20 protein-coding genes are annotated in these 26,443 nt (G+C 43.1%); 15 read left to right on the forward strand and 5 right to left on the reverse strand.

The genetic code is table 11. The features are described 5' to 3' along the window. Positions 1 to 217: 217 nt before the first annotated feature. Together P1X15_RS22130 and P1X15_RS22135 are read right to left on the reverse strand one after the other, a co-directional pair. On the reverse strand, positions 218 to 1,027 hold the full coding sequence (locus tag P1X15_RS22130; protein WP_277340320.1) for a mechanosensitive ion channel family protein: 810 nt from the start codon (positions 1,025 to 1,027) through the stop codon (positions 218 to 220). A gap of 87 nt (positions 1,028 to 1,114) precedes the next feature. Beyond that, positions 1,115 to 1,606 carry a RidA family protein gene (locus P1X15_RS22135; RefSeq protein ID WP_277340321.1) on the reverse strand — a complete coding sequence of 164 codons (492 nt, stop codon included), beginning with the start codon at positions 1,604 to 1,606 and terminating at the stop codon, positions 1,115 to 1,117. A 168-nt stretch (positions 1,607 to 1,774) separates the two neighbouring features. Between P1X15_RS22135 and P1X15_RS22140 the strand changes: the two genes are divergently transcribed. Further along, positions 1,775 to 2,923: an FAD-dependent oxidoreductase gene (locus tag P1X15_RS22140; protein WP_277340322.1), complete on the forward strand. Its 1,149-nt coding sequence runs from the start codon at positions 1,775 to 1,777 to the stop codon at positions 2,921 to 2,923. A 290-nt stretch (positions 2,924 to 3,213) separates the two neighbouring features. On the opposite strand, the gene P1X15_RS22145 is transcribed toward P1X15_RS22140, so the two are convergent. The 3 genes from P1X15_RS22145 to P1X15_RS22155 form a co-directional block, all read right to left on the reverse strand. Further along, positions 3,214 to 4,059: a S1 RNA-binding domain-containing protein gene (locus P1X15_RS22145; protein WP_277340323.1), complete on the reverse strand. Its 846-nt coding sequence runs from the start codon at positions 4,057 to 4,059 to the stop codon at positions 3,214 to 3,216. A gap of 46 nt (positions 4,060 to 4,105) precedes the next feature. Then, positions 4,106 to 4,786, reverse strand: a complete 681-nt coding sequence (locus tag P1X15_RS22150) for a peptidoglycan DD-metalloendopeptidase family protein (protein ID WP_277340472.1) — start codon at positions 4,784 to 4,786, stop codon at positions 4,106 to 4,108. Positions 4,787 to 5,049: 263 nt separating this feature from the next. Then, on the reverse strand, positions 5,050 to 6,612 hold the full coding sequence (locus tag P1X15_RS22155; RefSeq protein WP_277340324.1) for a serine/threonine-protein kinase: 1,563 nt from the start codon (positions 6,610 to 6,612) through the stop codon (positions 5,050 to 5,052). Positions 6,613 to 6,936: 324 nt separating this feature from the next. On the opposite strand from P1X15_RS22155, the gene P1X15_RS22160 reads away from it, so the two are divergent. From P1X15_RS22160 to P1X15_RS22225, 14 genes are all read left to right on the forward strand, one after another. After that, a complete protein-coding gene (locus P1X15_RS22160) occupies positions 6,937 to 7,611 on the forward strand; it encodes an FHA domain-containing protein (protein WP_277340325.1) in 675 nt (224 codons plus the stop codon). Between the two features lie 21 nt (positions 7,612 to 7,632). Further along, positions 7,633 to 8,802, forward strand: a complete 1,170-nt coding sequence (locus P1X15_RS22165; protein WP_277340326.1) for a hypothetical protein — start codon at positions 7,633 to 7,635, stop codon at positions 8,800 to 8,802. An 18-nt stretch (positions 8,803 to 8,820) separates the two neighbouring features. Then, positions 8,821 to 9,495 carry a hypothetical protein gene (locus P1X15_RS22170; RefSeq protein WP_277340327.1) on the forward strand — a complete coding sequence of 225 codons (675 nt, stop codon included), beginning with the start codon at positions 8,821 to 8,823 and terminating at the stop codon, positions 9,493 to 9,495. 119 nt (positions 9,496 to 9,614) lie between these two features. Further along, positions 9,615 to 10,355, forward strand: coding sequence for an FHA domain-containing protein (locus tag P1X15_RS22175; RefSeq protein WP_277340328.1), 741 nt, complete (start codon positions 9,615 to 9,617; stop codon positions 10,353 to 10,355). 18 nt (positions 10,356 to 10,373) lie between these two features. Next, positions 10,374 to 11,291 (forward strand): PP2C family serine/threonine-protein phosphatase, encoded by a 918-nt coding sequence (locus tag P1X15_RS22180; protein WP_277340329.1) that lies wholly within the window; start codon positions 10,374 to 10,376, stop codon positions 11,289 to 11,291. A 222-nt stretch (positions 11,292 to 11,513) separates the two neighbouring features. After that, positions 11,514 to 15,281 carry a T9SS type A sorting domain-containing protein gene (locus P1X15_RS22185; protein WP_277340330.1) on the forward strand — a complete coding sequence of 1,256 codons (3,768 nt, stop codon included), beginning with the start codon at positions 11,514 to 11,516 and terminating at the stop codon, positions 15,279 to 15,281. Between the two features lie 320 nt (positions 15,282 to 15,601). Beyond that, on the forward strand, positions 15,602 to 18,754 hold the full coding sequence (locus P1X15_RS22190; protein WP_277340331.1) for a T9SS type A sorting domain-containing protein: 3,153 nt from the start codon (positions 15,602 to 15,604) through the stop codon (positions 18,752 to 18,754). A 2-nt stretch (positions 18,755 to 18,756) separates the two neighbouring features. Further along, positions 18,757 to 19,227: a hypothetical protein gene (locus P1X15_RS22195; RefSeq protein ID WP_277340332.1), complete on the forward strand. Its 471-nt coding sequence runs from the start codon at positions 18,757 to 18,759 to the stop codon at positions 19,225 to 19,227. A 28-nt stretch (positions 19,228 to 19,255) separates the two neighbouring features. Further along, positions 19,256 to 20,581, forward strand: a complete 1,326-nt coding sequence (locus tag P1X15_RS22200; protein ID WP_277340333.1) for a hypothetical protein — start codon at positions 19,256 to 19,258, stop codon at positions 20,579 to 20,581. A 14-nt stretch (positions 20,582 to 20,595) separates the two neighbouring features. Further along, complete coding sequence (locus P1X15_RS22205) at positions 20,596 to 23,016, forward strand: tetratricopeptide repeat protein (RefSeq protein WP_277340334.1); 2,421 nt, start codon at positions 20,596 to 20,598, stop codon at positions 23,014 to 23,016. A 31-nt stretch (positions 23,017 to 23,047) separates the two neighbouring features. Continuing rightward, positions 23,048 to 23,680, forward strand: a complete 633-nt coding sequence (locus P1X15_RS22210; protein ID WP_277340335.1) for a hypothetical protein — start codon at positions 23,048 to 23,050, stop codon at positions 23,678 to 23,680. A gap of 253 nt (positions 23,681 to 23,933) precedes the next feature. Next, positions 23,934 to 24,761, forward strand: a complete 828-nt coding sequence (locus tag P1X15_RS22215) for a hypothetical protein (protein WP_277340336.1) — start codon at positions 23,934 to 23,936, stop codon at positions 24,759 to 24,761. Positions 24,762 to 24,769: 8 nt separating this feature from the next. Continuing rightward, on the forward strand, positions 24,770 to 25,435 hold the full coding sequence (locus tag P1X15_RS22220; protein WP_277340337.1) for a hypothetical protein: 666 nt from the start codon (positions 24,770 to 24,772) through the stop codon (positions 25,433 to 25,435). Between the two features lie 66 nt (positions 25,436 to 25,501). After that, the gene (locus P1X15_RS22225; protein WP_277340338.1) at positions 25,502 to 26,428 is read left to right on the forward strand and encodes a hypothetical protein; all 927 of its coding nucleotides are present in this window, start codon (positions 25,502 to 25,504) and stop codon (positions 26,426 to 26,428) included. Positions 26,429 to 26,443: the final 15 nt, after the last annotated feature.

Genomic DNA, 26,443 nt, shown 5'->3' on the forward strand with positions numbered 1-26,443 from the left:
GCCCCTTTGCTGAGTTGAGCTTGCAGATAATCCCGATCCGGTTCACTCAAAGTAATGTGTTGTCTCTGCATCAGTTATTGATAGTTTTTCAAAAACTAATATACATAAAAACTTTTAAAACAGTGTACTAGAAGCAGGAAAGTAAGAAAATTTGAAAATAAAGGAGTTTGTTTAAAAGAGAAAAAAGCGCCGCATTACAACTTGCGGCGCTTTTTTCTTAGCCTTGGTGTATTGTGTATCTAAACAAAGGGGGCTCTACTTTATCATTAGTAAACTGCTTACTGATGTGTTCATGAACATAATAATAAGTATCCCAGAAAGTTTCTGCTTTGGTCCATACTCTCACATCAAAATGGATAGCATTTTCGGTAAGTTTTGTTACCAATACATCGTGGTTAGTCTTGGTGGCATAAGGGCATGCCGCGATTACTTTCTCGATACTTGCGCGGATTTTGTCGACACCATTCTGACTTCCTGCCGCAAACACCATATCTACTCTGATGTCGCCTTTGGCCGAAATATTAGTGATAGGACCTGTGGAAAGAGGGCCGTTGGGAAGCGTAATAGTTTTGTTGTCGACAGTCACCAAAACTGTGTCAAAAATGCGAATTGCTTCCACTGTACCTGTAAAACCTTGAGCATTGATTAAATCACCTACTCTGAAAGGCTTAAATACCAACAGTAAGACCCCGCCGGCAAAATTGGCAAGACTACCTTGTAAAGCAAGTCCAACGGCCAAGCCCGCTGCTCCCAAAATCGCGACAAAAGACGTAGTTTGAATTCCTAAAATACCTGCACAGCTCAACAGTAGCATAATATTGAGCGCTACAGTAATTAATGATTTTATAAAAGGCTGTACGTCTCTATCAACGTGGCTGCTCGTCATGCGGTCACTAATGACCTTGTTGATACGACTAATAATCATCCGTCCAATCATAAATACCACAATGGCAAGCAAAATCTTGCCGCCATATTGGGTAATAGCTAATACGATTTGGTCTTTGATAGAAATGAGGTTTTGTTCCATAGGGTAAAAATAGTTTAGTTTAATGCTTTGACTATTTACCGATGGCTTTGGTCACTTCATTGTACTATAAAATTTTGAAAATCAGAGCTAGTACACTGCCACAAGTTCTATTTCAATAAACTTGTCAGGTTGTACAAGAGCAGCCACTCCAATGGTAGAGCGGCAGGGTTTGGTGGGGTTTTCTTTGGTGCCAAAGTACTGAGCATAAGCATCAAACCAACCTTGATAATCTATTTTATTGTTCTGAAACATATCGGGAGCTACATACACGCGCAGGTAAAGCACATCTTTGAAAGAGAGTTTTTGAAGTGCCAAAGCCTGATTCATTTTTTTTAAAATACTTAAGGCTTGGGTTTTAGTATTGCCAAAACGCGCGTAAGTGCCTACTTGTGCCGTACTATCTGCTACATCTGCAACTATTCCACTCGTCCAGTACATCTTTTTGCCTTCGGGCACAATTGCCCCCGACGAAATCGCCGAAGAAGGGTTCCCAAAAAAAGTAACAGCTTGGGCTTCGACTTCTTGCAATGTAAAGCACAGGCAGATACATCCCCAAAATGATAAAAGTAATTTTTGCATAATTTTTAGTTTTTGTGTTGTGAAATGTTGGATTGTGAAATATAATTTTTGAGAATGTAAAATAGCTAAAATTATATTTTGTTGTACCTTGATTTAAGAGTAGATTTGATAAAATCCTCCGAAGGCCGCACGGAGACAATAATTCACTCAACAATCTAACCTTCTCTTATGAATCGTCGTGGATTTATCCAACAGGCCGCGATAGCTGGTAGTTGGGCGGCCGTAGGTGGTACTGTTGCTTCTTGTGCAAGTGCCGCCAAAGGTTATGCTGACAAGCACTTTCAAATCAACATGGGATACTATCGCATCCCCAAATTGCGCCTTTCAATGGATAGGATTGTGCGCGAAACGGTAGGTCTGCGCCCCTTTCGTTCGTTGGGGCCTCGTCTAGAATCTGAGCAGCTTGGATCTAAGACTCTTGTACATAATTATGGTCATGGTGGTAGTGGCTGGTCTCTGTCGTGGGGAACAGGCATGATGGCGCGTGAAGAAGTTCTGAAAACAGGTATCAAGCAAGTGGCTGTTATTGGGGCGGGCACAATTGGTCTCACAACCGCCCGTTTGCTTCAAGAGCGTGGTATTGAAGTTACGATTTATGCCAAAGACTTGGCACCAAACATCACGAGTAGTTTGGCTACAGGCACATGGTCGCCGTCGTCGCGGGTGTGTGACCCTCAGAAAATAAAACCCGAATTTAAAGAATGGTGGGAAAAAGTCACTCGTTTGTCTTTTAGGGCATTTCAGTTTCAATTGGGGCTTAATGATATTATTTCTTGGGTAGATGAGTACAATGTTTTTGATGAGCCTCCTGCCGAACGTCCTAATTCCGAAATTTTTGCTGATTTGGCGGGGCTGGTTCCTGAACGAGTACCGCTTACCAAAAAACAACATCCTTTCAAGGCAGATTATGTATCAAGGCGCTCAAATGTGATGATTAATATCCCTACCTATCTCCACAAGCACATGACCGATTTTTTGTTGTTTGGCGGAAAAGTGAAGATTCACGAAATCAAACGTTTGGAAGATATTGATGCTTTGCCCGAAAAATGCATCGTCAACTGTATGGGCTTGGGGGCAAAAGCTATTTTCAACGACGAACACCTAACTCCTGTTTCGGGGCAACTTTCGTGCTTGATTCCACAACCCGAAGTGACTTACAAACTCAATACCAAAGGGGCAAGTATCATCTCACGCAAAGACGGCATCTATCTAGGGGGCAATGGAATTGTCGGAAATTGGGACACCACCCCTAGTCGTGAGCAGACCGAAAAGGTCGTAGGTGTGTTGCAAAAATTGATGGAAGATATGCGTAGCTAAAAAAAATGAAGAAGCATTCCAACCTTTTATTTCCCAATAACGTCTAGTAAGATATAGGGCTGCCTATTAACTGCTGACATTTCTTCTCGAAATATAGACATCTATTGGGGTAAACAATAGACATTCGTGTGAAAAAGCGTGACCGTTGGTCGCGCTTTTTTTGTGTTGACCTGCCAAGTTTTCGAAACTTGGTAGGTCGAGGAAGTGGAGAGATGGAGACTTGCGAAGTTTCCAAAACTTCGCAAGTCTATTTTTTCAAAACTTGGAAAATCGAGAAGTGGTAAGAAGGACTAAGAGCTCACTTGATGAATACCGTCGTCTTTGAGTAAAATTTTACCTTCTTTAAGTAATCCACCAACGGCTTTCTTAAAGTCTTTTTTTGACATACCAAAAGTACGGTAGATAAGTGCGGGTTCGGATTTGTCGGTAAAAGGAAGAAAGCCCTGAGCGGCTTGTAGCTTTTCAAATAGCTCATTTTTACTACCTTCGATACGATTGTAGGATTGTTCTACCAATGCCAAATCTACTTTCTGGTCTTCCCTGATTTTTTTGATAAATCCCAGTGTAGGCTTTCCTAATTCGATATTTTTAAATACTTGGTCGCGATAGATTACCCCCAAATATCGCTGATTGATAAGCGCTTTGATGCCCATATCGGTGTATTCAAAAGGCAGTAATTCGACTTCCATTCCTTCGGAGAGTTCGGAAATGTCTTCTTCCAAAAAACGTTCGATTTTGGCGGAGGCCACAATACGGTCTGTTTTGGTATCTAAGTGAATAAAAACGAGATAAGATTTACCCACTATCATGTTGTCACGTTGCTGTTTGAAGGGAACCAGCAAATCTTTGAGCAAGCCCCAATTCATAAATACACCTATAGAATTGGTGGCGGTTACTTCCAAATAGGCAAACTCTCCTACGGTGCCATACGGCTCAAGCGTAGTCGCAATGGCACGATCTTCAGAATCACGATAAATAAAAACATCCACAAAATCCCCGATTTCTACATCGGCAGGTACGTATTGGGTAGGCATCAAAATTTCATCATCATAACCGTCCAAATAAACCCCAAAATCTAGGCGTTTGATGATTTTGAGGCGGTTGTACTGACCCATACGTAAGTGGCGATTTCCCATGTTGATTGTGTGCTAAAAGATGAATAACAATGTCTCTACTGAGTTTTCAGAGTTTTGGTATCTGAAGAATCAGGTTAGGATTGGGACAAAGTTGCAAAAAATTTTGGCGTTCGCGCAAAGTACACACGCCAGGGAAGTCGCCTTTCAAACCTAGCATATCTGTCATGAGCTGAAAATGAAGGTGAGGAGGCCAGTCGCCGTTGATGGGAAAATGGCCGATTTCGGCGATTTTTTGTCCCTTTTCAATGAGTTTTCCTTCAAATAAGTCGGAGAGTGACTCTAGGCTAAGGTGTCCATAAAGACTGAAAAAAAATTGTTCCCCTAGCTGATGTTCCAAAATGATAGTGGGTCCATAATCGCCAAAGTTGGCATTATTGGCAAAGCTATGCACTTTTGCTGCTAGAGGTGCATAAATAGAAGTACCTGCTTTGGTCCAGATATCAATTCCGAGATGAATACAGCGAGGTTCGGTCGTTTGTTGAAAATGCGTACTACGGCGGTAGATGATACGATGCTCATCATAGCCACCTACACCCACTGCGGCATTGGCTTGTTGGAGTTTGCCAAAAACATAGTCCGAAAAAGTCTGACTATTTTGTAAGTCAACGCTTTCTAACTCGGAGTTTTGAGCCGAAAAGTCTAGTACTACATAAGGGTCTTTGTACCAGTCAAAAGCTACGACGGAAGCAAAATGAGGAGCTTGTTGCTTTAATAGCTCAACGTGCAAGTGTGTCAATTTAGAAATGAGTTAATTTGAAAATGGATGAATTATGCCCCATAGGGGCTATATATCGGTAGATGTCAATTTGTGAATTTGAAAATGGATGAACTATGCCCCGTAGGGGCTGTATATCGGTAGGCATTTGAGAATGTGATAATTGTGCCCCATAGGGGCTATATATCGGTAGATGTCAATTTGTGAATTTGAAAGTGGATGAATTATGCCCCGTAGGGGCTGTATATCGGTAATATGACACTTAAAAATATCTCTTATTTTAGCTTTTCTTCCAATTCTTTTCCTTTGGCATCAGTTGGGTCTAGGAGAAGGATCGCGTTTTTGAAGGCTTCCAAAAAACTATGCACTTCTGGGTCCTTGATACTATACTGCTCCCAAGAAGCCGCTTTTTTCTTTAGTTTAACGAGGGCAGACGCTTTGCTGTGAGCACCTTGTATAGACGGAACAGCCTCATTGATTTGTAAAATGATATGAGCATATTCTTCGTATTTGGGTTCTACAAAGAGAGAATCTGCCTGCCGTGCCAGTGTAGTGGTGTCTATGGCGATTTCTTTGATGGCGGCTACGGTCGAGTTAGACGAATCGGCGGTTGCAAGTGATTTTTCTGTTGAATCTGTCTCTTTAAACAACACTGCAAACGTAATAATTGCTAAAAGGGCGACCCCTCCGATAGCGGCAAACACTCCATAGTTTTTTTTAGGTTTTGGAGTAGAGGAAGGCATCTCCTCCTTATTCTTGGAACCCTCCTCTTGTTTTTTTACATCACTGATATTGGTAGCGTCGGGGAGGGGTGTTTCTGTTTTTTTATTGAAAGATTCAAAAGGAGGATTTTCCCAAATCTCAGTGTTGTCTTTGGGCATGGGTGGTTTTATGGGCTCTACGGGAAGAGAGGGCTTTATCACTGGGGGAGGAGTGGGGATAGTCGGCTCAGTAAGAGGGGGTGAGACAGCTGCCGTAGTCGATGTGATACTTTTAAAATCTTTTAATACTTCTTCCGCAGTCCGATAGCGTTGGTTGGGGTTGACCACCAAGCATTTCTTTATAATTGTAGCAAAAGGTTCTTTTACTTTTTTGAAAGTTTCGGGCAGAGACTGCTGATTCATACGCGCATACACGTGCCTTAGTGTACTTTCGGAGCTATCATCGATTTTGTAAGGGACTTCGCCCGTTAGGATTTCATGAAGAATCACCCCGAATGACCATAAATCGGTATTTTTTCTAATCTGTTCGCCTTTGATTTGTTCAGGAGAGGCGTAGTTGAGGGTACCGCCTTTAAAACTTTGGGAGATGACGCTATTTGATACCGAATCGGAGAATTTACTAAGCCCAAAATCGGTGATTTTGGGGACTAGTTTGCCGCGCCATTTCTGAATCAAGACATTGCGTGGTTTGAGGTCGCGGTGTACTACTCCTTGAGCGCCCGTGTTGTGCAGATGCCTAAGCCCTTCCAAAATCCCAATACCTAAGTCAACCTTTTCGGTATCACTCAAAGTTTGGCTTTTGATGAGTTTATCTAAGCTTCCTAAAGGATAATATTCCAGAATGGCAAAATCGTGGAGGCCAGCCCATTCTACCGAAAAACGGTAACATTCGTCGTATAAAGCGATGTGGAGGTGAGGTTCCACTCTGCCTACTGTCTCAAACTCATGTTTTAAGGAATGGCTTTCGTTGGAGGTATTGACCGGCGCTACTTTGATAGCTACCGTAGAGCCAGTTTCGGTGTCTATCGCCCTAAATACTTTTCCAAAAGCCCCTTCTCCTAATAAGTCATTGGCGGGGTCGTAACGATATCGTTGTTTGAATTGATCGTAAGTCATTTGCTTTGGTGTATTTGCCTATTGAGGCCAACAGGTAGCTAAAATACGAGAGTTTTTGATGAAAACCTTAAAGGTGAAATGCTTTTTTATCAAACGGTTAGCTTATTCAAAAAACGTAGAAATAAGGAGCTTATAGCACAATATTAGGTTTTTGTGGGTGTCTTACGCTACAAAAAAAAGGAATTCTTCTTTAAATCTCAGAATGAAGATACATGTTTCTCTAACCGTTCGATAAAAAAGTGTATTGCAGCTTCTATTATTTCGTAAATTAGCTCAAGGTTTTAGATAAAGTATTGTAAACGAATCAATAATGACACAAAATCTATGCAAGTAGTGCTTATCGGTCGGGGCAATAAGCCGGTTACGGGGCAAGTCGTTCTTGATTCACGAGGTGTATCGGGGCAGCACGCAAGGGCAATGATTGATCCTAACAAAAATGTTGTGATTTTGGAAGATTTAGGGTCTACCAATGGCACTTTTGTCAATGGCTTTAGAATCAAACGCAAAAGTATCAGCCACAATGACATTATTATGATGGCAGATCAGCGTCTAAGCCTTCAACAAATATTTGAGGCCGCTCGCGCTACCCGCGACGACCCCAACGATTTTACGGTAGAGTTTGGCAAACTGCAAAATGTATGGGACAATTATCAGCTTCTCCTCAAACAAGCCCGTAGCAACAATGGTATGGATACCTTCATGACGGTATGCTTGTTGGTAGCGCCTGCTTTGCTTTTGGGACCCGTGGCGGGAGCCGTAGTGGCTGGCGGGGCTATGGGTGGCACTGCCGTGGGAAGTGCCTTGGGATTAGCGGCGAGAGAATTGTTTTCGAAAAATAAAACCGCCAAAACTCAAAATGTAGTTACCGAAATCGAAAACGATTTTAAAATCCAGTATGTATGTCCAAAATGCGCTCGGTCGCTTTATGGATTTCCTTATGAATATTATAAAAAACAGCGGCAGTGCGTTCAATGTAAGGCCGTTTGGGTAAAATCATAACCTTTTAACTTAACAGCTACAATGAGTCTCAACGAACACACTCAATTTTTTGGTGCTCCGGGCGAACCCACTCCGCCCAAAATGCCCTTGTCTTCTACGCCTTCTTTATCCTCTAATATAGGTATTCCAGTCGAGCCTTCTATCGAGCCTGACCCCATGCCTGAGCCACCCTCGACTCCTCCTAGAGACAATAAAAAACTAGTGGGTGCTTTGGCCATTGGGGCAGTGGCCGTAGGCAGTGTTGGGTTTATTTCATGGACTGCTTTTGACGGCGAGGGGGAGGTGGCGCCTCCAGTAGCTGCGCCAGATTCGGTTATTCAGAAAGTAGTCCCAGAGCTAGTCGTAGAACCTGAACCCGAGATGAAAGCTCCCGAGCCAGTAGTAGAAGAACTAAAACCTTCGCCCCCTCCTGCTCCCAAACCTGTAGTGGCACGTGCCCCTAAGCCCAAACCTGAGCCAGAACCGATGGCCTCGCCGGTATTGCCCGATGATATTAAAATTGCCAACGTGAGTGATGATACCGAGTTTAAAGATGCTTTCTTAGAAGCGCGCGACCAAGTAGGGCCTGGTGGGTTGTTTGAATATAAAGGTCATTGGTACAGTACATTTTCGATTGAAGAATGGAATAAAATGCCCGCCGATATGCGCGATGAATTCAATACTCGTATCGAGCCCATTGTCAATCCTGTTGAAATGGCAGAGGCTGAACCAGTCACAGAAGCGCCCCTAGAACCTCTTATATTAAAATTGGATACTGATAATGACGGTGTTGACGACGTATTTATGTCTGACAAAAACCGTGATGGTAAAGCCGATCTTCTTATCAAAGATGAAGTAGGTGAGGGGACTTCTGGCATCATGTACGTCGATAAAGACAATGATGGTAAGCTGGAGACTGCTATTCCAGTTTCGGATGAGGGGAAGGTATTGGAAGACCAGTCTTATAAGCTCGATACTCCTTTAGAAATGCCAATGGGTGGCGAAAATACGGCCACGGCTAGTTTGGGAGGAGGCGAGATTTCGGAGGTAATTGAGGTAGAATCAGAGTCGATAGAGATGGCAGTGCCTGTACATCAAGACCTTGCTCATTTTGATCCCATCCAGCATACCGAATTACCGATTACGCTTGACCCCAATTTCGGTACAGATGCCGAAATTGATGCCGCAACTGATGATTTGTTCAACGTTTAATCTCCAACCATAAAAAGTATGTTAGACGAAACAGGCTTATTAGGCGCTACCCCAAAAGAAGCCCCTAAAATGGAAATTCCTCCTGCCAAACCTGAAATTGAAAAAGAAGAGCCTCAGTCTTTTAGACCTGATAAAATGACGCGTACAGAGATGATTGGGGCGGGGGCCATTATGCTAGGTAATATCGCTTTTGTATCATGGTGGTCGATGAACGAAGGCAATCCTGAAGTGGCTGAGGTCGTGAGTGCTCCTTCCACTACTACGACTCCGCCGCCCGTGGTAGTACCCCCTACCTTGGTATCAAACGAATCCCCAAGTACGGATATGTCAATCCTAGAAGTAGCGGAGGTCAAACAAGAAGTATCTTTCAAAGAGGCTTTTGATGCTGCACGTGCGCAAGTAGGTCCTGGGGGCATATTTGAGTGGAGAGGTCAATGGTACAATACCTATACAGCTGAAGAATGGCAAGGAATGACTCCTTCGGTAAAAGAAGATTATGCAGAATTGGTAAAACCCTATGTAGAACCTAGTGGTGATATGCCTGTGGTGGATACGCCTCAAAGTTTGATAGGACCCGAAGGTGGAGACGAGATTGCTCATGCTGAGACTGATGTACCATTGTTTGGTTTACATTCTCCTTTGCATGATACATCCCATCTTGATACCATGGATGACTTGTTTACCACTTCCTAAACTCAAAACATAAAGAAGTAATACTCCCTTATGTTTTGGGAGTAAGGTATTAAACAGTAGAGCAAAAATTTTGGCGTGACCTTTCTTTCAGAATTAGTAGTTTTTTAGATTATTTCAGGATGTTTGAATACGTTTTTCGATGTAAGGAATGCCAGCATTCCAAAAAAGGACAATCACCCGTTAAATTGCTGCCAGGGAGTCCTGCAAAGCTCAATTGTGTTCAGCAACGTCCCGAGAAGTGTATTTATATAGTGATTCAAGAAGCGGGAGCGCCGCTTCAAGCTACCCAAGAGCAGGCTGCCGCTAAAGTGCCGCCTCCCTTGCCGCCTCCCGTCGATTATCACCGCACGGTATCTCCAGAGCGAGGAGGGCCCGTGATTGCTCCTTTGTCTGGACAAGAAGTCCAGCTTCAAAATGAAATATTTCAGCAAACAGGGGCGGTAGGGTTTATTGTGGTGCATGACGAGAATGCAGCATCACAAACTCATCCGCTTCGTATTGGCCCCAATGTGATTGGTCGTAAAAGTTCGGTACCCACCGCCGATATTTTGATTGATACCGTCGATGGAATGATGAGTAGGCGGCATGTGATATTGGAAGTAACGCGTGATAAGTACGGCCAATTTCAATACTTGATTGCTGAAGCGGGTAGTAAAAATGGGACTTTTGTAATAGGTGCTAAAGACCCTATGCGTAAATTAAAGCTCGAACCGGAAGATTTAATTTATCTGGAAGACGGTGACACCATTCAAATGGGACGAACCAAAGTAGTTTTACAAACCACAAGAAGCGCGTCAAACGCCCGAGATGCTGCGCGAAATGTGCAAAATACCGATTACTCTAAAACAATCATCTGGTAAGCAACTCCCTCTTTATTTATGGCGATTACAATTTGTCAGCCTTTAGGTTTTACTTTTCAGGGACAACGCGAAAATAACGAAGACGCTATCTTCCCGCCCTCTGGTCAAGCTACGTCATCTCAACGTTTTTTTGTAGTATGCGACGGGGTCGGGGGTGCCCAAAAAGGTGAACTCGCCAGCATGACTGCTAGTACGGGTTTTGCCGAATACTTCAATCAGCACCCCGCTTCCCAATTTTCGATTACTTATATTCAAGAGGCTTTTGAGTATGTTCAACAAAAATTCGACCAGATACTGTCGATGCAATATCTTCTCAAAGGCATGGCTACTACCCTTACGCTGGTAGCTATCGGCGAAAATGACATCACCGTGGCGCATATTGGCGACAGTCGCATTTATCAGATAAGAAATGGCAAGGTCGTGTTTAAAAGTGAAGACCATTCGAAGGTAAATTATTTGCTCAGGGCTGGGATGATTACGCCGGAGCAAGCACTCGTTCATCCCGAACGAAACGTAATTACGAGGGCGATTCAAGGCTCACACCGCCAAACCGAAATCGAAACCACTCTTTTGACTGACATTGTGGCGGGAGATTATTTTTTTCAATGTACCGATGGCGTACTCGAAAATGTGACCGATGAAGCTCTTTGTCAGATACTTGATAGTGAGCAATCGGAGGCCGATAAGCTTCAGCTTATCCTGAACCTTTGCGAAGGAAATACCAGAGATAACTATTCGGGGTATTTGGTGAAAATTGAGTCAGTAAACAAGCAAGACCACAATGCTTGGGTAGACAATGTCAAATTGATGAGTGCCGAATCGCTTGATCAAACCGTTGATTTTGGCGGTGCTAAATCTACCAAAAAGCCAGTGGCAGATCCTCCTTCCAATTCGGTTGATTTAGGAAATGGACTTTGGTATTTAGGAAATTCTTGAAGGTAAATCACTACCATGATTTGCTATATTGCCAATAGAAAATAGGACCCACTTTGAGATTTACCTCTTCTGTGAAAATAGCCCCTAAAGTTTTTCTACCGTTAGATAATTAAAGGCTTTGGAGTAGCTCAAATAAAGTAACTTTCCATGGGTATTTTGTAAAAACAAACGCCGCAATCGTATATCCTTACGAAATAATTTTCTTGAAAATTCTTAACGAAAATGAAAAAGTCAGTACTTCTGAAGGGGCTTTTTGTGGTTTTATGGGGTGTTCATCTCTCTAGTTTAGCACAATGGACCAATGTCACCCTTGATAAAAATTCACGTATTTCGAGCGATGTCAGTAAAGTTTATAAATCTACTCTTTATGGCGTGGCTAGCGACGATCAGGGAGGTACGCTCATGGCTTGGGCCGAACGCGAAGGCAATACTGCCGCTATGTACGTACAGCGATATGACGCCAACGGAACCCCTCAATATACCGCCAACCCTAATGATAAAAGAGGCAGAAGGATTTTTGTAATAACAGGTAATATCGAAGACCCTAACTGCGATGATGGTATAAAAACAATCGGACTCTATCACCCTGACGGAGCCAATTATGCTATTTTGGTGTACACCATCAAAAGATTGAAAAGATGCAATGATTACCCCGCCTCATACCTTTTATATCAAGTAATCAATCTTAGTGATGGAGCGCCGCAAATCCCCAATGGTACCGAACCTTATTGGGGGTTTACGTTGGCAGAATATTGTGGGGCACCCAATCCTGCTGAAGCGAGTAATGTCACTAAATATGCAAATTTGCAATGGCATGCCTCATTTGTCCCTAATGGAGGAAAGCTCGCTATTGTTTCCAATTACAGAAACTATAACAATTATATCAATGGGACTGACAAAGGAAGTGATTTGAGACTTGATTTGGTAGACCTAGCAAGTCCCACTACGCGACCAGCCGCTACATTTGTCGAAAACGAAGACGGATATCAGTTTCGTCCAAGGGTTTATGGCGCGGCTTGGGGAGGTGGAGTTTCTATTTTTGTGAGCCATAGCGATAACCTAAATCGTCTGTATGTCAAATCATATCGCGTAGATGGCAGCACCATCACCAAACAATATTCGACTCGTATTGATAACAGCAGCGACATTGAGCAGGTAATCCAGGTTCAAAATTCTGTGGTACAACCTTCCTCTGGAGAATTGGTGGTTTATGCTCGCAACAACGGTACTGCTGCTTCGGGAGCCGATGTAAGGGGGCATCGTTTCCGAATCAGTGATGGGACTTTTTTGGGAGCATCTACGCTCTTCAATGCCGCCACTGCGCTTGAGGTAAATACTACTACTGGTATCAATGGAAATACTTGTTTCTTATATCTCAACAAAGCTGCTAACGCCCAAGTGATGCGTACCTTCATTGGAACGAATGCCGTAAGCGCCGAAAGAACCGTCATCAATGGATATAGCGGAGGAGGGAGTTCACTGACGGGCCTATTGATAGATGATGCCGCTGGAACTCAGCGCTATTTCATTACGGGCAAGGTAAGCAATCGTTTGTATGCTCAATTGGCTAGCGTCAATAGTAGCGGAGCTATCAATCTTTTGTGGGGAAACGACGGACGCCTTATTGCGGACGTAGGTACAGGTACTTATCGTGGAAATATCAGACATGCCTATAGCAAAGGGTCGGTCAATCCTTACATTTCTATTTGGGAAGATGAGCGCAATGCTTCGGGCAGTTGTGTAGGTGATTTATATGCCCAAGCACTTGATTTGAATGGTAACATGCCCGATATCATTCGCAAGCCTAGTCTACCTACCAATGTCTGTGTAGGTGCAAAAACAACAATTACATTTGGCTGGTTAAACCAAGGTTTTTCTAGTAATTTTTCAGTGGCGATATTGAATGAAGCAGGGACTAATACGATTAGAACACTGAGCGAGACAGCCACTACTTCGCCTTTGACGGTGACCATTCCAGCAGATTTACCAACGGGCAAGTACAGAGTCCAGATTGTGGGGGTTCCCCAAACATCAGGAGTTAGCTTTCCTTATAAGTCACCCATGAGCGATGTTATCACTGTCAATCCCTTACCAACTATTGTAGCATCTGCTTCCAAAACGCTCTATTCTGTAGGAGAAACCATAGAACTGAAAGCCACCGGCGGAACTGTATACGAATGGAGTGGGCCTGCTTCGTTTGCATCTGCTAATCAGAATCCCACTCGTCCAAACGCCACCGTAGCCATGAGTGGAAAGTATGTAGTGAGAGGTCAGAGCATTAGTGGATGTATTGATACTGCTTCGGTGACAATTACCGTATCGACGTCGGGTATCTCCAAACCTAGTCTGAATCGAACAACATTATGTACGAAAGACACGTTGGTAGTGACCTTTACGACGACTGGGACCTTCAACAGTGGAAATGTTTTTACGGCAGAGTTGATACCAGAAGGCAGTAATACACCCTATACGAGTCTGAGTTCTCGCAATACAACCATAGTAGGCAATACGATTCGATTTCGGATCGATGAGTACTTGTCGAGTGGAATTACAGATGCCCAAAAGCGCTTTAAGGTACGAGTTCGCAGCAGCAATCCTGCAGGAGTGAGTGTGGAAGATAGTGAGGTGTTTACGATAGTGAGCAATCCAAGTGTGGTAGCACAGGCCAATTCCCAGAAGAATTTGCAGCTATGCGAAGGGCGGGTGTTGGTATTGTCGGGGACGAGTGGTTTTACGAGTTATATCTGGACGGGACCGGGGAATTTCCGACTGACGTCGACGGTTGCGAATTTGACACCCTTTTCGGCAGGACCAAGTAGCAGTGGAATGTATCATGTTCGAGCGGTGGGGAGTTGTGGGGAGTCTCGCGATAGTGTACGAGTGACGGTGAGTACGGTAGCGAAGCCGAATGCAGTGAGTGAGAAGAGTACGTATTATGTAGGGGAGACGATAGGATTAAAGGTAGAGAATGATTTTAGCATCTGTCCACCGGCTTGTGACTACACGATAGGTTGGACGGGTCCGGGAGGCTTCACGGGTAGTGGATTGAGTGTAAGTAGGCCCAATGCGTCGGTGAGCATGAGTGGTAGTTATATTGTGACGGTGCGTAGTGGGGCAGGATGTGAAAACAAAGATACGGTATTGGTGACGGTATCGACCAAGCCAGTGACGGGGATTACGAATGTGAGCGTAAATACAAATTCGGTCTGTCCAGGGTCTGGGATAAGTGTGAGTTTTGGGATAGAGCCTTCGGATGGGGTGGGTAATTTTAGTGTGTTTTTGGTCGATGGCAGTGGTCAGAAAGTAGGGGGGAGTTTAGGAAGTGGAACTCAAAGTCCGCTACAAGCGATGCTTCCGGCGAGTATAGGAGCAGGAAGTAATTATCAATTGTTGGTAGAGAGTGGCACGGTGAGAGGCACGAGTCGTGCGATTGGGATTTTGGCTTCTGCTACGGCCCAAATGCTCCAACCTAGTCGAGATACCTCGATTATTTATCGCAAGACGGGTAATAACTTTCAGGTACGGGTAAGACTTACGGGCAGTGGTCCCTTTACGCTTACTTTTAGTGGTGGTCGTACGGTGCGAGTACAAAATGCGGGAGATACGACCTTGAGTTTTCGGATAGAGACGGCGGGGCCATTTAGTATACAGAGTGTAAGTGGAGCTTGTGGAGGGAGTTTGCAAGGAGTACAGACGGTTCAGTTGGGACTCAAACAAGTCGTTGCTATCGAGGAAAAAGAAGAGGATATTAAGTTTGAATTGTGGCCTAATCCAGTAAGGGAGAAATTGGAACTGCATAGAAAGGGAAAAGGAGGAGTAACAATGCCTGCACAAGTAGAGGTGTTGGATATGAGTGGGCGGGTGATGTTAAAACATGACATGATACAAGACCGAGAAGAGATAGATTGTAAGGGTTTGTCGGTCGGTAGTTATTGGTTGCAGATAAAACAAGGAGAATATAAAGCGTCGTTTAGGTTTATCAAAAATTGAAGTTATAAGGTGGTTTTTGAAGAGAAGTTTCAAGCTGTATGACTCAAAAGAAGGGTGTTTTTTAGAATATACTTGATTATCAGGACAATAAACTATATTTTTATAGGCTTCTGATACGAAAAAGTTCAATCTGTGCATGAGTATGATGTCATTTTTAATACCGTTTGATAAAAACATATACTTGGGGAGATATTAAACTTTTTGTTTTAAGTAACTTGCCATCAATGCCTTGATCAAAATACTAAAAATGCTGATTTGGAATGAATTGAACTTGTAACAAAGACGGCAAAGGTTCTCAATGTTAAAAAACTAGAAAGGAAATGAAGCGTAACGCAATTTTACTGTTTTTGTGGGGAATGAGTTTTTGCAGCTGGGGACAGTGGAGTGGTGACCTAAGTCAGAATGATCGTGTTAGTGGTGGTGGAATGAATTCTTTTGGCTTTAGTGCAGTGACGAGAGAGGATGGAAGTGTAATGGTGATATGGTCTGAAAGAGAAGGAAATGCGGCTATCATGTATGCCAAAAAATACCGCGCAGACGGTACAGTCTCTTTGGCTAAAAAAGAAATATTCAGATATACTTCAAGTGAGTCGTGCTCCAGGGCCACTTTTACGGGAGTAAGTGCCCAAAGAGCGTCAGGTTCTGATGATGTTTTTGTGCTTTATACCTTAGGCACTCAAATCAGCATCCTATCAAGTGCCGAAACTTGGTATCTACAGTATCAGATTATATCCTTCAATGATGCCTCACCCAAAATTCCTGTCATAGATGGCAATGAAAGTCGAGGTATCAATTTAGGGTACAATTATGGTAGCGGAGCCGATGTTTTTGTTTTTTTAGAAGCGATGTTTATCAAAGGTGGCGGCGGTCGTCTAGCAGTGGCGTGGCAACAAAAAAACAACCCCTCAGATACAAAAAGAGGCGGTGGAGGCAATTTAGCCAATGGCACTGACATCAGGTTGGCGATTTTGGATCCTAGTAACCGCAGTGCACCTACTGCCTATTTTCATGAAGAAGCAAGTGGAGAGCAAACACTCCCTAAAATGTATGCTACTGGCAATCGAATTTTTGTTTCTTATGTAAAAGACGGAAATCGTCTAGCGGTGAGGCGTTATAACTGGAATGGCACTACCATCACCAAAGATTGGGGTGGTAGCGAACGTTTGCTAGGAAATGTGACAGATTTATACGCTAATGTCGGTATGCAAGCTTCAGATAGTGATACTGGAGACATGTATGCTCTTGCGAGTCTCTCTTCGGCCGACAATACCGTCAAAAAAATCCAAGCGCATCGCTTTGATGTTGCAACAGGTACTTTTCGTGAAGCTACGGATTTGGTAGGGGCACAGCAAGTAGGACCACCCCGCATGGCGGGTGGAAATAGATTTCGCCCTGTTTTTATTTATACAAGCAATGGGCGTCAAAAAATCCAACGTTTCGAGGGGCAAAATCGTAAAAGTGCTGAAACAGATATTACGTTTCGAACCCATTCTGGGGATCCTACATTTGGAGGGACACTCATCAGTGAAAGTCCTGATAGATACCTTCTGGCGGGCGAAAACCGTGATAACGGCGAAATATATGCCCAAATAATCAGATTTGACAGTGATACTGGTGAAGGAGTCAGAGAGTGGGGCAATGATGGTAAAATTATTAGCAATGCTTCGGGAAGTAGAAACGGTCCCCAAAATTATATGCTCAATAGCAATGCTTACCTGTTTTTGTGGCGAGACCTTCGTAATCGTACCAATGACTGTACGGGAGATGCTTACTTACAAGTAGTTGATAAAGACGGTAACCCTTTCAAAGTTTCGATTTCCAAACCAGTTCTAAATCGAACAACATTATGTACGAAAGACACGTTGGTAGTGACCTTTACGACGACTGGGACCTTCAACAGTGGAAATGTTTTTACGGCAGAGTTGATACCAGAAGGCAGTAATACACCCTACACGAGTCTGAGTTCTCGCAATACAACGATAGTAGGCAATACGATTCGATTTCGGATCGATGAGTACTTGTCGAGTGGAATTACAGATGCCCAAAAGCGCTTTAAGGTACGAGTTCGCAGCAGCAATCCTGTAGGAGTGAGTGTGGAAGATAGCGAGGTGTTTACGATAGTGAGCAATCCAAGTGTGGTAGCCCAGGCCAATTCCCAGAAGAATTTGCAACTATGCGAAGGTCGAGTGTTGGTATTGTCAGGGACGAGTGGTTTTACGAGTTATATCTGGACGGGACCGGGGAATTTCCGACTGACGTCGACGGTTGCGAATTTGACACCCTTTTCGGCAGGACCAAGTAGCAGTGGAATGTATCATGTTCGAGCGGTGGGGAGTTGTGGGGAGTCTCGCGATAGTGTACGAGTGACGGTGAGTACGGTAGCGAAGCCGAATGCAGTGAGTGAGAAGAGTACGTATTATGTAGGGGAGACGATAGGGTTGAAGGTAGAGAATGATTTTAGCATCTGTCCACCGGCTTGTGACTACACGATAGGTTGGACGGGTCCGGGGGGCTTCACGGGTAGTGGATTGAGTGTAAGTAGGCCCAATGCGTCGGTGAGCATGAGTGGTAGTTATATTGTGACGGTGCGTAGTGGGGCAGGATGTGAAAACAAAGATACGGTATTGGTGACGGTATCGACCAAGCCAGTGACGGGGATTACGAATGTGAGCGTAAATACAAATTCGGTCTGTCCAGGGTCTGGGATAAGTGTGAGTTTTGGGATAGAGCCTTCGGATGGGGTGGGTAATTTTAGTGTGTTTTTGGTCGATGGCAGTGGTCAGAAAGTAGGGGGGAGTTTAGGAAGTGGAACTCAAAGTCCGCTACAAGCGATGCTTCCGGCGAGTATAGGAGCAGGAAGTAATTATCAAGTATTGGTAGAGAGCGGGACGGTAAGAGCGACGAGTCGTGCGATTGTGGTTTTGTCTTCTGCTACGGCTCAAATGCTCCAACCTAGTCGAGATACCTCGATTATTTATCGCAAGACGGGTAATAACTTTCAGGTGCGGGTAAGACTTACGGGCAGTGGTCCCTTTACGCTTACTTTTAGTGGTGGTCGTACGGTGCGAGTACAAAATGCGGGAGATACGACCTTGAGTTTTCGGATAGAGACGGCGGGGCCATTTAGTATACAGAGTGTAAGTGGAGCTTGTGGAGGGAGTTTGCAAGGAGTACAGACGGTTCAGTTGGGACTTAAGCAAGTCGTCGCTATCGAGGAGTCAATACCTACAGATTGGGTCGAAATTTCGCCTAATCCCGTTTCGGATAAACTCATCCTAAAACTCAAAAATTCACTCATTATGCCTGCTGCATTGCAGCTACGACTGATAGATATGCGGGGCAATCTTATCACTACCCAACAATTCTCAAATCAGAGTCATGAGCTTGATTGTAAGCATCTTCCGATAGGTAGTTATGTGTTAGAAGTAAGCCAAGGAAAACATAAAGAATCATTTAAGATTATAAAATATTGAAGATGAAAACAATAATGGTGTCTTTCGTGCTTTTAATGGGCCTGTTGGGTTGTAAAAACAAGGATATAACTGCCCAACTAGGCCGCGTGTGGATTGTAAAACAGGCGATTCATATTGATAAAAATGGAGGACGAAACGTAGTGTATGATAAGACCAATGGCGTAAACTTATTTAACTACGAACCTTTTCTCCTAGACTTGACCAATGCAGATGCTTTGAAATTTACGGATGTTGCAGTGGGAGGTGATAGATACGATTTTGTGGGTAAATGGCGTGTAGATGAGAAAGTAAAACTAGTGTTGTATGATTTGAGTCCCGAGCCTACGTGTATCGATGACCGCTCCGATTGTATGAAAGACGGAATTCAGTTTTTTATCAACTCTGTTTCTGATAATGAATTGAAAATCAACAGGCTGTATAGTAGTGATAAAACAGGAGATACTCTTAATGAATACATCCTTCAAGCTAAATAGGAGTGATAAAAATTGGTAATAACCACAAATGAAGCTGATTTCTATCAATATAAAGCCTTATCAGTACCTTACTTTGATAGGGTTGTTTTCGTACAATGCTTATAGTCAGAGCTTAAATCTGAATGTGTCGGGAGCTGGTAGTAGGGCAACGGCGATGGGAGGGGCTTTTATTGGAGTGGCCGATGATGTCACGGCCGTGTATTGGAATCCCGCCGGTACTGCTACTATCGACTACACCTACGAAATGCTCGAAGACGGGCAAGGCATGCATGCGCTCGTATCTGGACGCAATCAATCCCTTCAAGTGACCTCCGAAACCACACCTGTCACTTATACCCCTCGTTTTTCTCCTAGTTTTGTGGGTGTAATGATACCTTATAAAAAAGCTACTCTGACGGGCAAACCCGTAAGCTTGGGGCGATTTGATCCAAGTATTGTTTTTTCGGCCGCTTATCACAATGTAATGGATGGAAACAATTATCAAACACAGCAAACCCTCCCTTCATCGTCGACTAGTATCAAAAGCAATCTCAACATTAGCACCGCTTCATTGTCAGCGGCTTATCAATTTTCTCCTTATATGTCGGTGGGTCTTACCGCCAATTATTGGTTCGGTTTAGGAGGAAAACTTAGCTATACTGCTACCCAACAGTCTGATAATTTGACCCGCACGGGCACTGGACAATATCGTATTAGTGGGGTTAATTTTATTGGAGGGCTGATGTTTGATTTTTATGACAACAATCTCCCTTTGCGTTTGGGATTTAGAGTTTCTACGCCTTTTGCTTTGCGCAATAAATACACCCTTGATGGGACCGTACAGCGAGGTAGCTTGGATTTGCAAGAAAGTAGTCTTTACAATCAAAAGTATAAAATGCCCTTTACCGCAGGAGTGGGAGTGGCTTATCGTCCTTTTTGGAGATTGTTGCTTACGGGAGATGTAGAGATATTGCCTTATAAAGGGCAATCGGTTTCCCAAACTTTTTTTGAATATAACCAATACAATAGCCTCTTTTCTAGTAGCTCGCTTCCTTTGGTGGTCGATAATCCCGTCAGGCCCGTGTTGGCTACCGAAAATCTTTATCAGTTGAGAGGAGGCGGAGAAGTGTTTTTGTTGGATAGTCGTTTGTTTGAAATGAGAATCTTAGGAGGCTATCGTCAACAATCATACCTCAACAACGATGGTAGCAGCAGCATTGCCAGAGGCTTTAGTGCAGGCGTATCGGTGTTTTTTGACCGTTTTAAGATTCATGGAGCTTATGAGCAGCTCAAATACCAACAAGGAGTAACTAGTATCAATCATCTAACTCGTACTAACCTCACGCTAGATTTGGTAGTACTTCTTCAAAACTAAGGCAAACCAATTGTATGACAAGTCGCCCTTGGCTCATCGCATTTTTATTGATTGGGTTATCAGTACAGATAACCTTGGGACAGCAATTTGTCAATTTTTATAAACTAGGTGCCAAACTCAATCAGGAAGAAAAATGGAGCGAATCGGTCAAGTATTTTGAAGAAGCTCTCAAAACCAATACACACGATAGCAAAGCGATTGCTTCGCGTACGGGGCGCCCTTCAGAATATTATCCAAACCGCGAGTTGGGTATTGCACTTTTGATGTTGGGCAAAAAAGAGGAGGCGAAAAAGTATTTGGAAAAATCATATGCCGACGACCCTACTGAGCGGACGGTGGGGTATCTCAAAAAAATTGACCCTAATTGGCAGGACCCGCGATTTATTGCTGAGACCCCCAAATTGGCCAAACCAAGTTTTGAAAAGGAAAGGGTTGAAAAAAGCACCGAAACTTTGGAAGGCGGACAAACCCTCACCTTAAAAATCCCGGTTAGGAATGAGGGAGAAGGGCGTTTTGAGAAAGGATTTATCCGAACCTCTTTGCCCAATGCCATAAAAGGAGTGGAGTTTGAACCGACGGTGGCAGTGGGAGACGTAAGAGCTGGTGCCAACCGCGTTGCTCAAGTGACGCTCAAAGGCTCATCACTGCTCCTAGATGGCAAAGCCTCAGTCACCTTGAAGTTGGAAGGTGAAGGTGGGCAGCTTTGGGATGAGATCGAAATTCATTTCAAAACCCTAAGTCCTGCGGCTCCTTTATTGAAACTCGGAAGTGTATTGGCTGCCAATAGCAGTAAACTTATTTTAGAAAAAGGCAGACGCTCCAAAGGCGTAAAGTTTTCAATCAAAAACGAGGGAAGGGGATTGCTCTCTAAGCCAAAGGTTACGGCTACTTTTAATGGCACTCCTGTGATGTTTACGCCTGCCTCAGTGGCTACTATTTTACCTAACGAATCTGTTACTTACGCTTGTGACCTCTTTGCTCCTTCAAGTATGGTAGCTGCTACTATACCCCTAAAAATAACGATACAAGACCCTAATGGAACTTACCAATTTAGTGACGAATGGGCCATACCTGTACAAGAGCCTCAAACGCCCTTGGTACATTTTGAATATCCATTGGTGAAGTGGGAAGGTACTCGGGAAGGATATATTACGCCTCTTTCAAGACCCGTCATCAAATTTAGCATTGTCAATGAAGCCGATGAAGAATCAAAACCACTTATGGTCAAGGCTTCTTTGCAATCAAATACTGCGAGTGGCATCGCCGTTCTGGCTTCCTCACAAGCACTCAAAGTAGATGCTAACGGTAAAAAAACGGCAGAAATAGCCTTGTCTATCAATCCCAAACAGCTCAAAGGAGAGCAAACTCGCTTGCTATTACGGATTGAAGATGCGCAGCAAAAATTAATTGATAAAATCGAAATTGAAGGTAAGGTATTGTCCTCTTCTAAAATTGAGCGTCAAAATTATACCTATAGCGACATTTTGAGTCTGGTCGAAACCAACATCTTTGGAATGATTGACGAATACCAAAGTTATTTCAACTTATTGGGGAGGCCTCGTCAGTCGGCCAATGTAATCGCAAGTTACAAACGACAGTTGGTGCAGGAGTGTTTTATGGCAAAAAACAACGAAAAGGTTTATTTTTCACCCAAAATTATTTTACCTGATTCACTGATTTTTGCTAAGCGGCTCACCGCCGATTTAGAACTAGATACTTATCTTAACAATATCGCTTCGGTGTGGTTCGATAGTTGCCAAACAACCTTAAATACGGAAGCCGCCCGATTCTCCCAAATTCAATTAGGCTCCAAGAAAGAGCCCTATTTAGACGTATTTCTGCCTAAAAAAATCCACGGTCGTCTCAATGCCCTTTACGGCAAAATGAACCTAGACAAGGAGACGATGACAAGGTTTAGGTTTTATTTCAAACCGGTAGAGCTTCCCGACGGCAATCTAGCTTTTGAGGATATTTATATCAAAAGTGTCAGAGAAGCTACTTCCAAAGATACGATAGGGACATTGACCAACGAAGAGCTTAAAAATGAAGCTACCAAAGAAGCAAAAATGGGCATGGCGATGTCGTCGCAGTTGAGTGTGCTTGTAAGTGATTTAAAGAAACAATTACCCTCAGTTCCAAAACAACAGATTTATTTAGAGCCACTTATATACGATGGCGCTGGGGGATTTACCAACTACGTACCCGAGGTAAGCCGGCAGATGATTAGGCAACTCGAAAAAATGCAGCCACGCCTGAAAGTTGTTAACTCAGATGAATGCGTACTGACGCAAATGGTACCCAAACGTGATTTTATCGTATCGGGTAAATTTGAAAAATCGCCCCAAGGATTGAAGGTGATATTGGCGCTACAAGACGGAAAGACTTTTGAAAAAATGTGGGAGGGCTTTTCGGTGATTACAAATTTTAATCAATAGCGAGGATTCCAAAAATTTTAAGAAAATGAGGATGAAAACCAAAGGAATATGGATGGGGATGGCTCTTGTGATGCTGATAACATTGGCGCAGGCCCAGACCAATGAAAAAGAGAGTAGTTTGCCCGATTTTCAGGGAGAGCTGCGCGAGATTAGCCTGGAAGAGTTGGAGGGACCCTACAAAAAAAGTACCGAAGAAACGATATTGGAATTGCAACGGTGCATTCAGATTATTGGAAGCAAAGAAACCACCAAAGACAAAAAGGATTTGGCTTTCAAAAATGCGATTCAGATGTTTATCCCTGGCTCTACGATTCAAGTATCTTCTGGTAAAAAAGGAGCTAAAGTAGAATCGTACACTGTAGGCGAATACTTGCGTAGACTGAGGGCGTTGAATTATCAAGAAGTCGAAATCACCTTTGATAAAGTATACATGGGGAGTTATCGAAAAGGACCAGACGGCAAGTATTATACGACTGCTACTTTTGAACAAAAATTTAAGGGCACAACCGCCGCTGGTACTGTCTATGAAGATAAAACCAAAAAAGCCGTAGACGTATCTATGGAAAACACCATGGACGATGTTGACAAAGAAGTGAAATGGATGGTAAAATTGGGAAATATCAAAGTACTTGAGACAAAAACCCCCGACAAACCTATCAATTAAGTAAATGTGTAAATTTGAAAATAACACATTGGTAGCCAAATAATTAAGTTTATATAATAAGTGTTATCTTCTAACCCTAGTCTAAAGGCGGAACACCGATGCAACGTGGGGTTTAAGGAGTCACAGATTATTAATAACATCCAGTTTAATTTTGCATAATTACTTAAGTAGTAGAACAGACTTAGAGTATAACTGTTTCTAAATTGATGATAATCATAACAGGTAACGATTAACTATGCCTTAGCACTTAATTATGAAGTGGGTTCGATATACTTTAGTGATGTGGATAGGCTGCCTATTCACAAATAGTGTATGTGGGCAGATTGCCATACCACATGCCAAATCGAAAGCGCCTTTGTCCTCGACTGAAAATATTCGTCAGATTGATGAATTTTATGACCGATTTAATGCGTACCGGCTGGCCAACGGACAGAAAATCAGTGATTCATTGCGACGAACTTCATTGCGAGCTGAGCTGATTCGGGGATTAGTCAATGCAGAAGATACTAAATGGCATAAGCCCGAAGAACGAGAAAAACTTTTGCGTTTTATCAAATTGGTATGTGACGAAAACAAACCGCGTTACTTAGAAAAATTTGATGATAAGATATATGCCATTGCTTCTTGTAAAGTAGAGTATTTTAGTTCGCCATCCACCACCGATTTATTGTTTCGTCGGAAAGTAGAAAAAGGCACCCACTCGTGGCTCTTGCAAGGTGTTTCGGATGATTTTATGGTTCAATTTGAAAGAAAAACGGAACAGCGGGCGGTAGTACCTAATGCCCATGAAACCAATTTTCTGAGTCTTTCTAACGAACTACATGCAGGAGTACCTTTACGAAACTATACAGACACAAGCTTTCGTTTTGATGCCTTGAGTGCATTTGTGTTTGCGGTCGACAACAAATTTGTGAAATTTAATGAATGTGACCATGTTACGGTTTTTGTGACTGGAATCGAGGGGTGGATTATCAAATTAGAAGAATATACCCGCGAAAACACTAATTCGGGTTGGTTGATTAGTGATCTGATTGAAACCAAACAAGAAACTACCCAAGCACTTATCTTCAAATATAAATAGACAGCGATATGGGAGCTTTAGAAGTGGCAATCCAAAGTTATTGTGGAGCGGCAGATAGGTTGAATGTTTCGCCTGAGGGTATAAGAAACGATGTTGATATTGTAATGAGGGCTTTTCCATTGGGAAGAATTTTTCTCCATCATTTTTTAAATGGAGGTGGAGGGAATCTCATTATCCCAACGGAAGGCATAATTGAAAATGATGAAGGTGTAAAAACAAATATTCAAGGTCATCTTTCCAGAGATATTTCATCGGAGCAAGGCATTATTCCAAATAATCAAGGCAGATATCATCAACGTAACTTTCAGATGGCATTTGGAAGTCTTAACTTTCAGTGGAAAATAGCTCGACGCACCCAAGTTGAAAATGGGGAGATTTGCATTGTTGACTTGTGGTTTGTGAATCGCTATCGTTGGCATGAAACAGTCGCTAGAATTTCGCAGTGTATGCACCGAGCATATACCCGATCTTCAGGTATGGAATATGATATGATTGGTAAAAGGGTGTTTTATATTTATCGGAAACGTACAGAAGGCCAAGATACATTTCTCAGATGTGACCAGAATACCCCCTTTTTACGAGAACTTAGAGAGCGAAATCAGCCAGCACCCCATACGGGTAGAGATGTGGGGGTGATATATCCCGATAGTCAATCTTATTTTGAAATTCAATAAATTAAGGTAGACCATTCCAGTGAGTTATCAAATCAAATGTAGTATTACTCAGATTCACTGTTAGTTATGAATGCTCTTATTTTTGCATCCCAAGAAAGACAAGGCTTTTTGCCTGCTGCGGGAGCTTTTCGGCAGTATTTAAGGCAGGAAGGGTATCAAGTAAATCAAATAAGTTTTGAAGTCAATGCCCTAGAAGATTCTTCTGAAAGAGATTCGGTAAGAACACAAATTGGTAATTTTCAGAACAATTATGATTTGGTGGCTTATTTTGGGCATGGAGGAAGTCATTCTCTTATCTCTTCCGATATGACGGTCAGGCAGTTTTGTGATATTTTTAGGGGTAGAATCAACCGTGGCGCAAAGATTATACTGTATGCTTGTAGTACAGGGACTCCTGGTGGATTTGCGCAGCAAATCAGCCGTCAATTTGCTGATTCTACGGTATATGCCCACACTACTGCCGAAGACGCTACCCGCAATCCCGCCGTGGTAGTATATCCAGAGCTTCATCCTGTGGCTAACCAAAACTATATCGTTCATCCTAACAGCTATTTGTGGCCCTTTTGGGTACGGAAAATACTAGAAGCTAACGGCAGCATGTATTGGCGTGAATACCCTTTTCAAAATATCGAAATCATCGGAAAAGAGTTATTTGAATATGCTATCCAAAATCACTCATTGATAGAAGAAGAAGCGGCGGCTTATTTGGCCGATGAACGAGCAACAGAAGGAGCAGCTCGTTTGGGGCGTCGCTATGCCCAAGTCACCTCGCGTGCATTGCGAATGGTAGGGGGAGTTAGGGCTTTTGAGGCTCATCGTGGCGAATCTTCGAGAGCGCAGCGTATTCGTCGACGTGCCGAAGAAGAAAGCGCGCGTTTAGCTATGGCTGAAGCAAGAATGGAAACCGTAACTTCAATGAACTCACTAATAAGCCGTATAGGGAGTTTACCACCTGTAGAGGACATTCTTAAACTGATGCGATTTCGGAGATAGTAGTTTCTTAAAAAA

The organism is Runella sp. MFBS21 (genome assembly GCF_029433105.1).
Lineage (GTDB): Bacteria > Bacteroidota > Bacteroidia > Cytophagales > Spirosomataceae > Runella.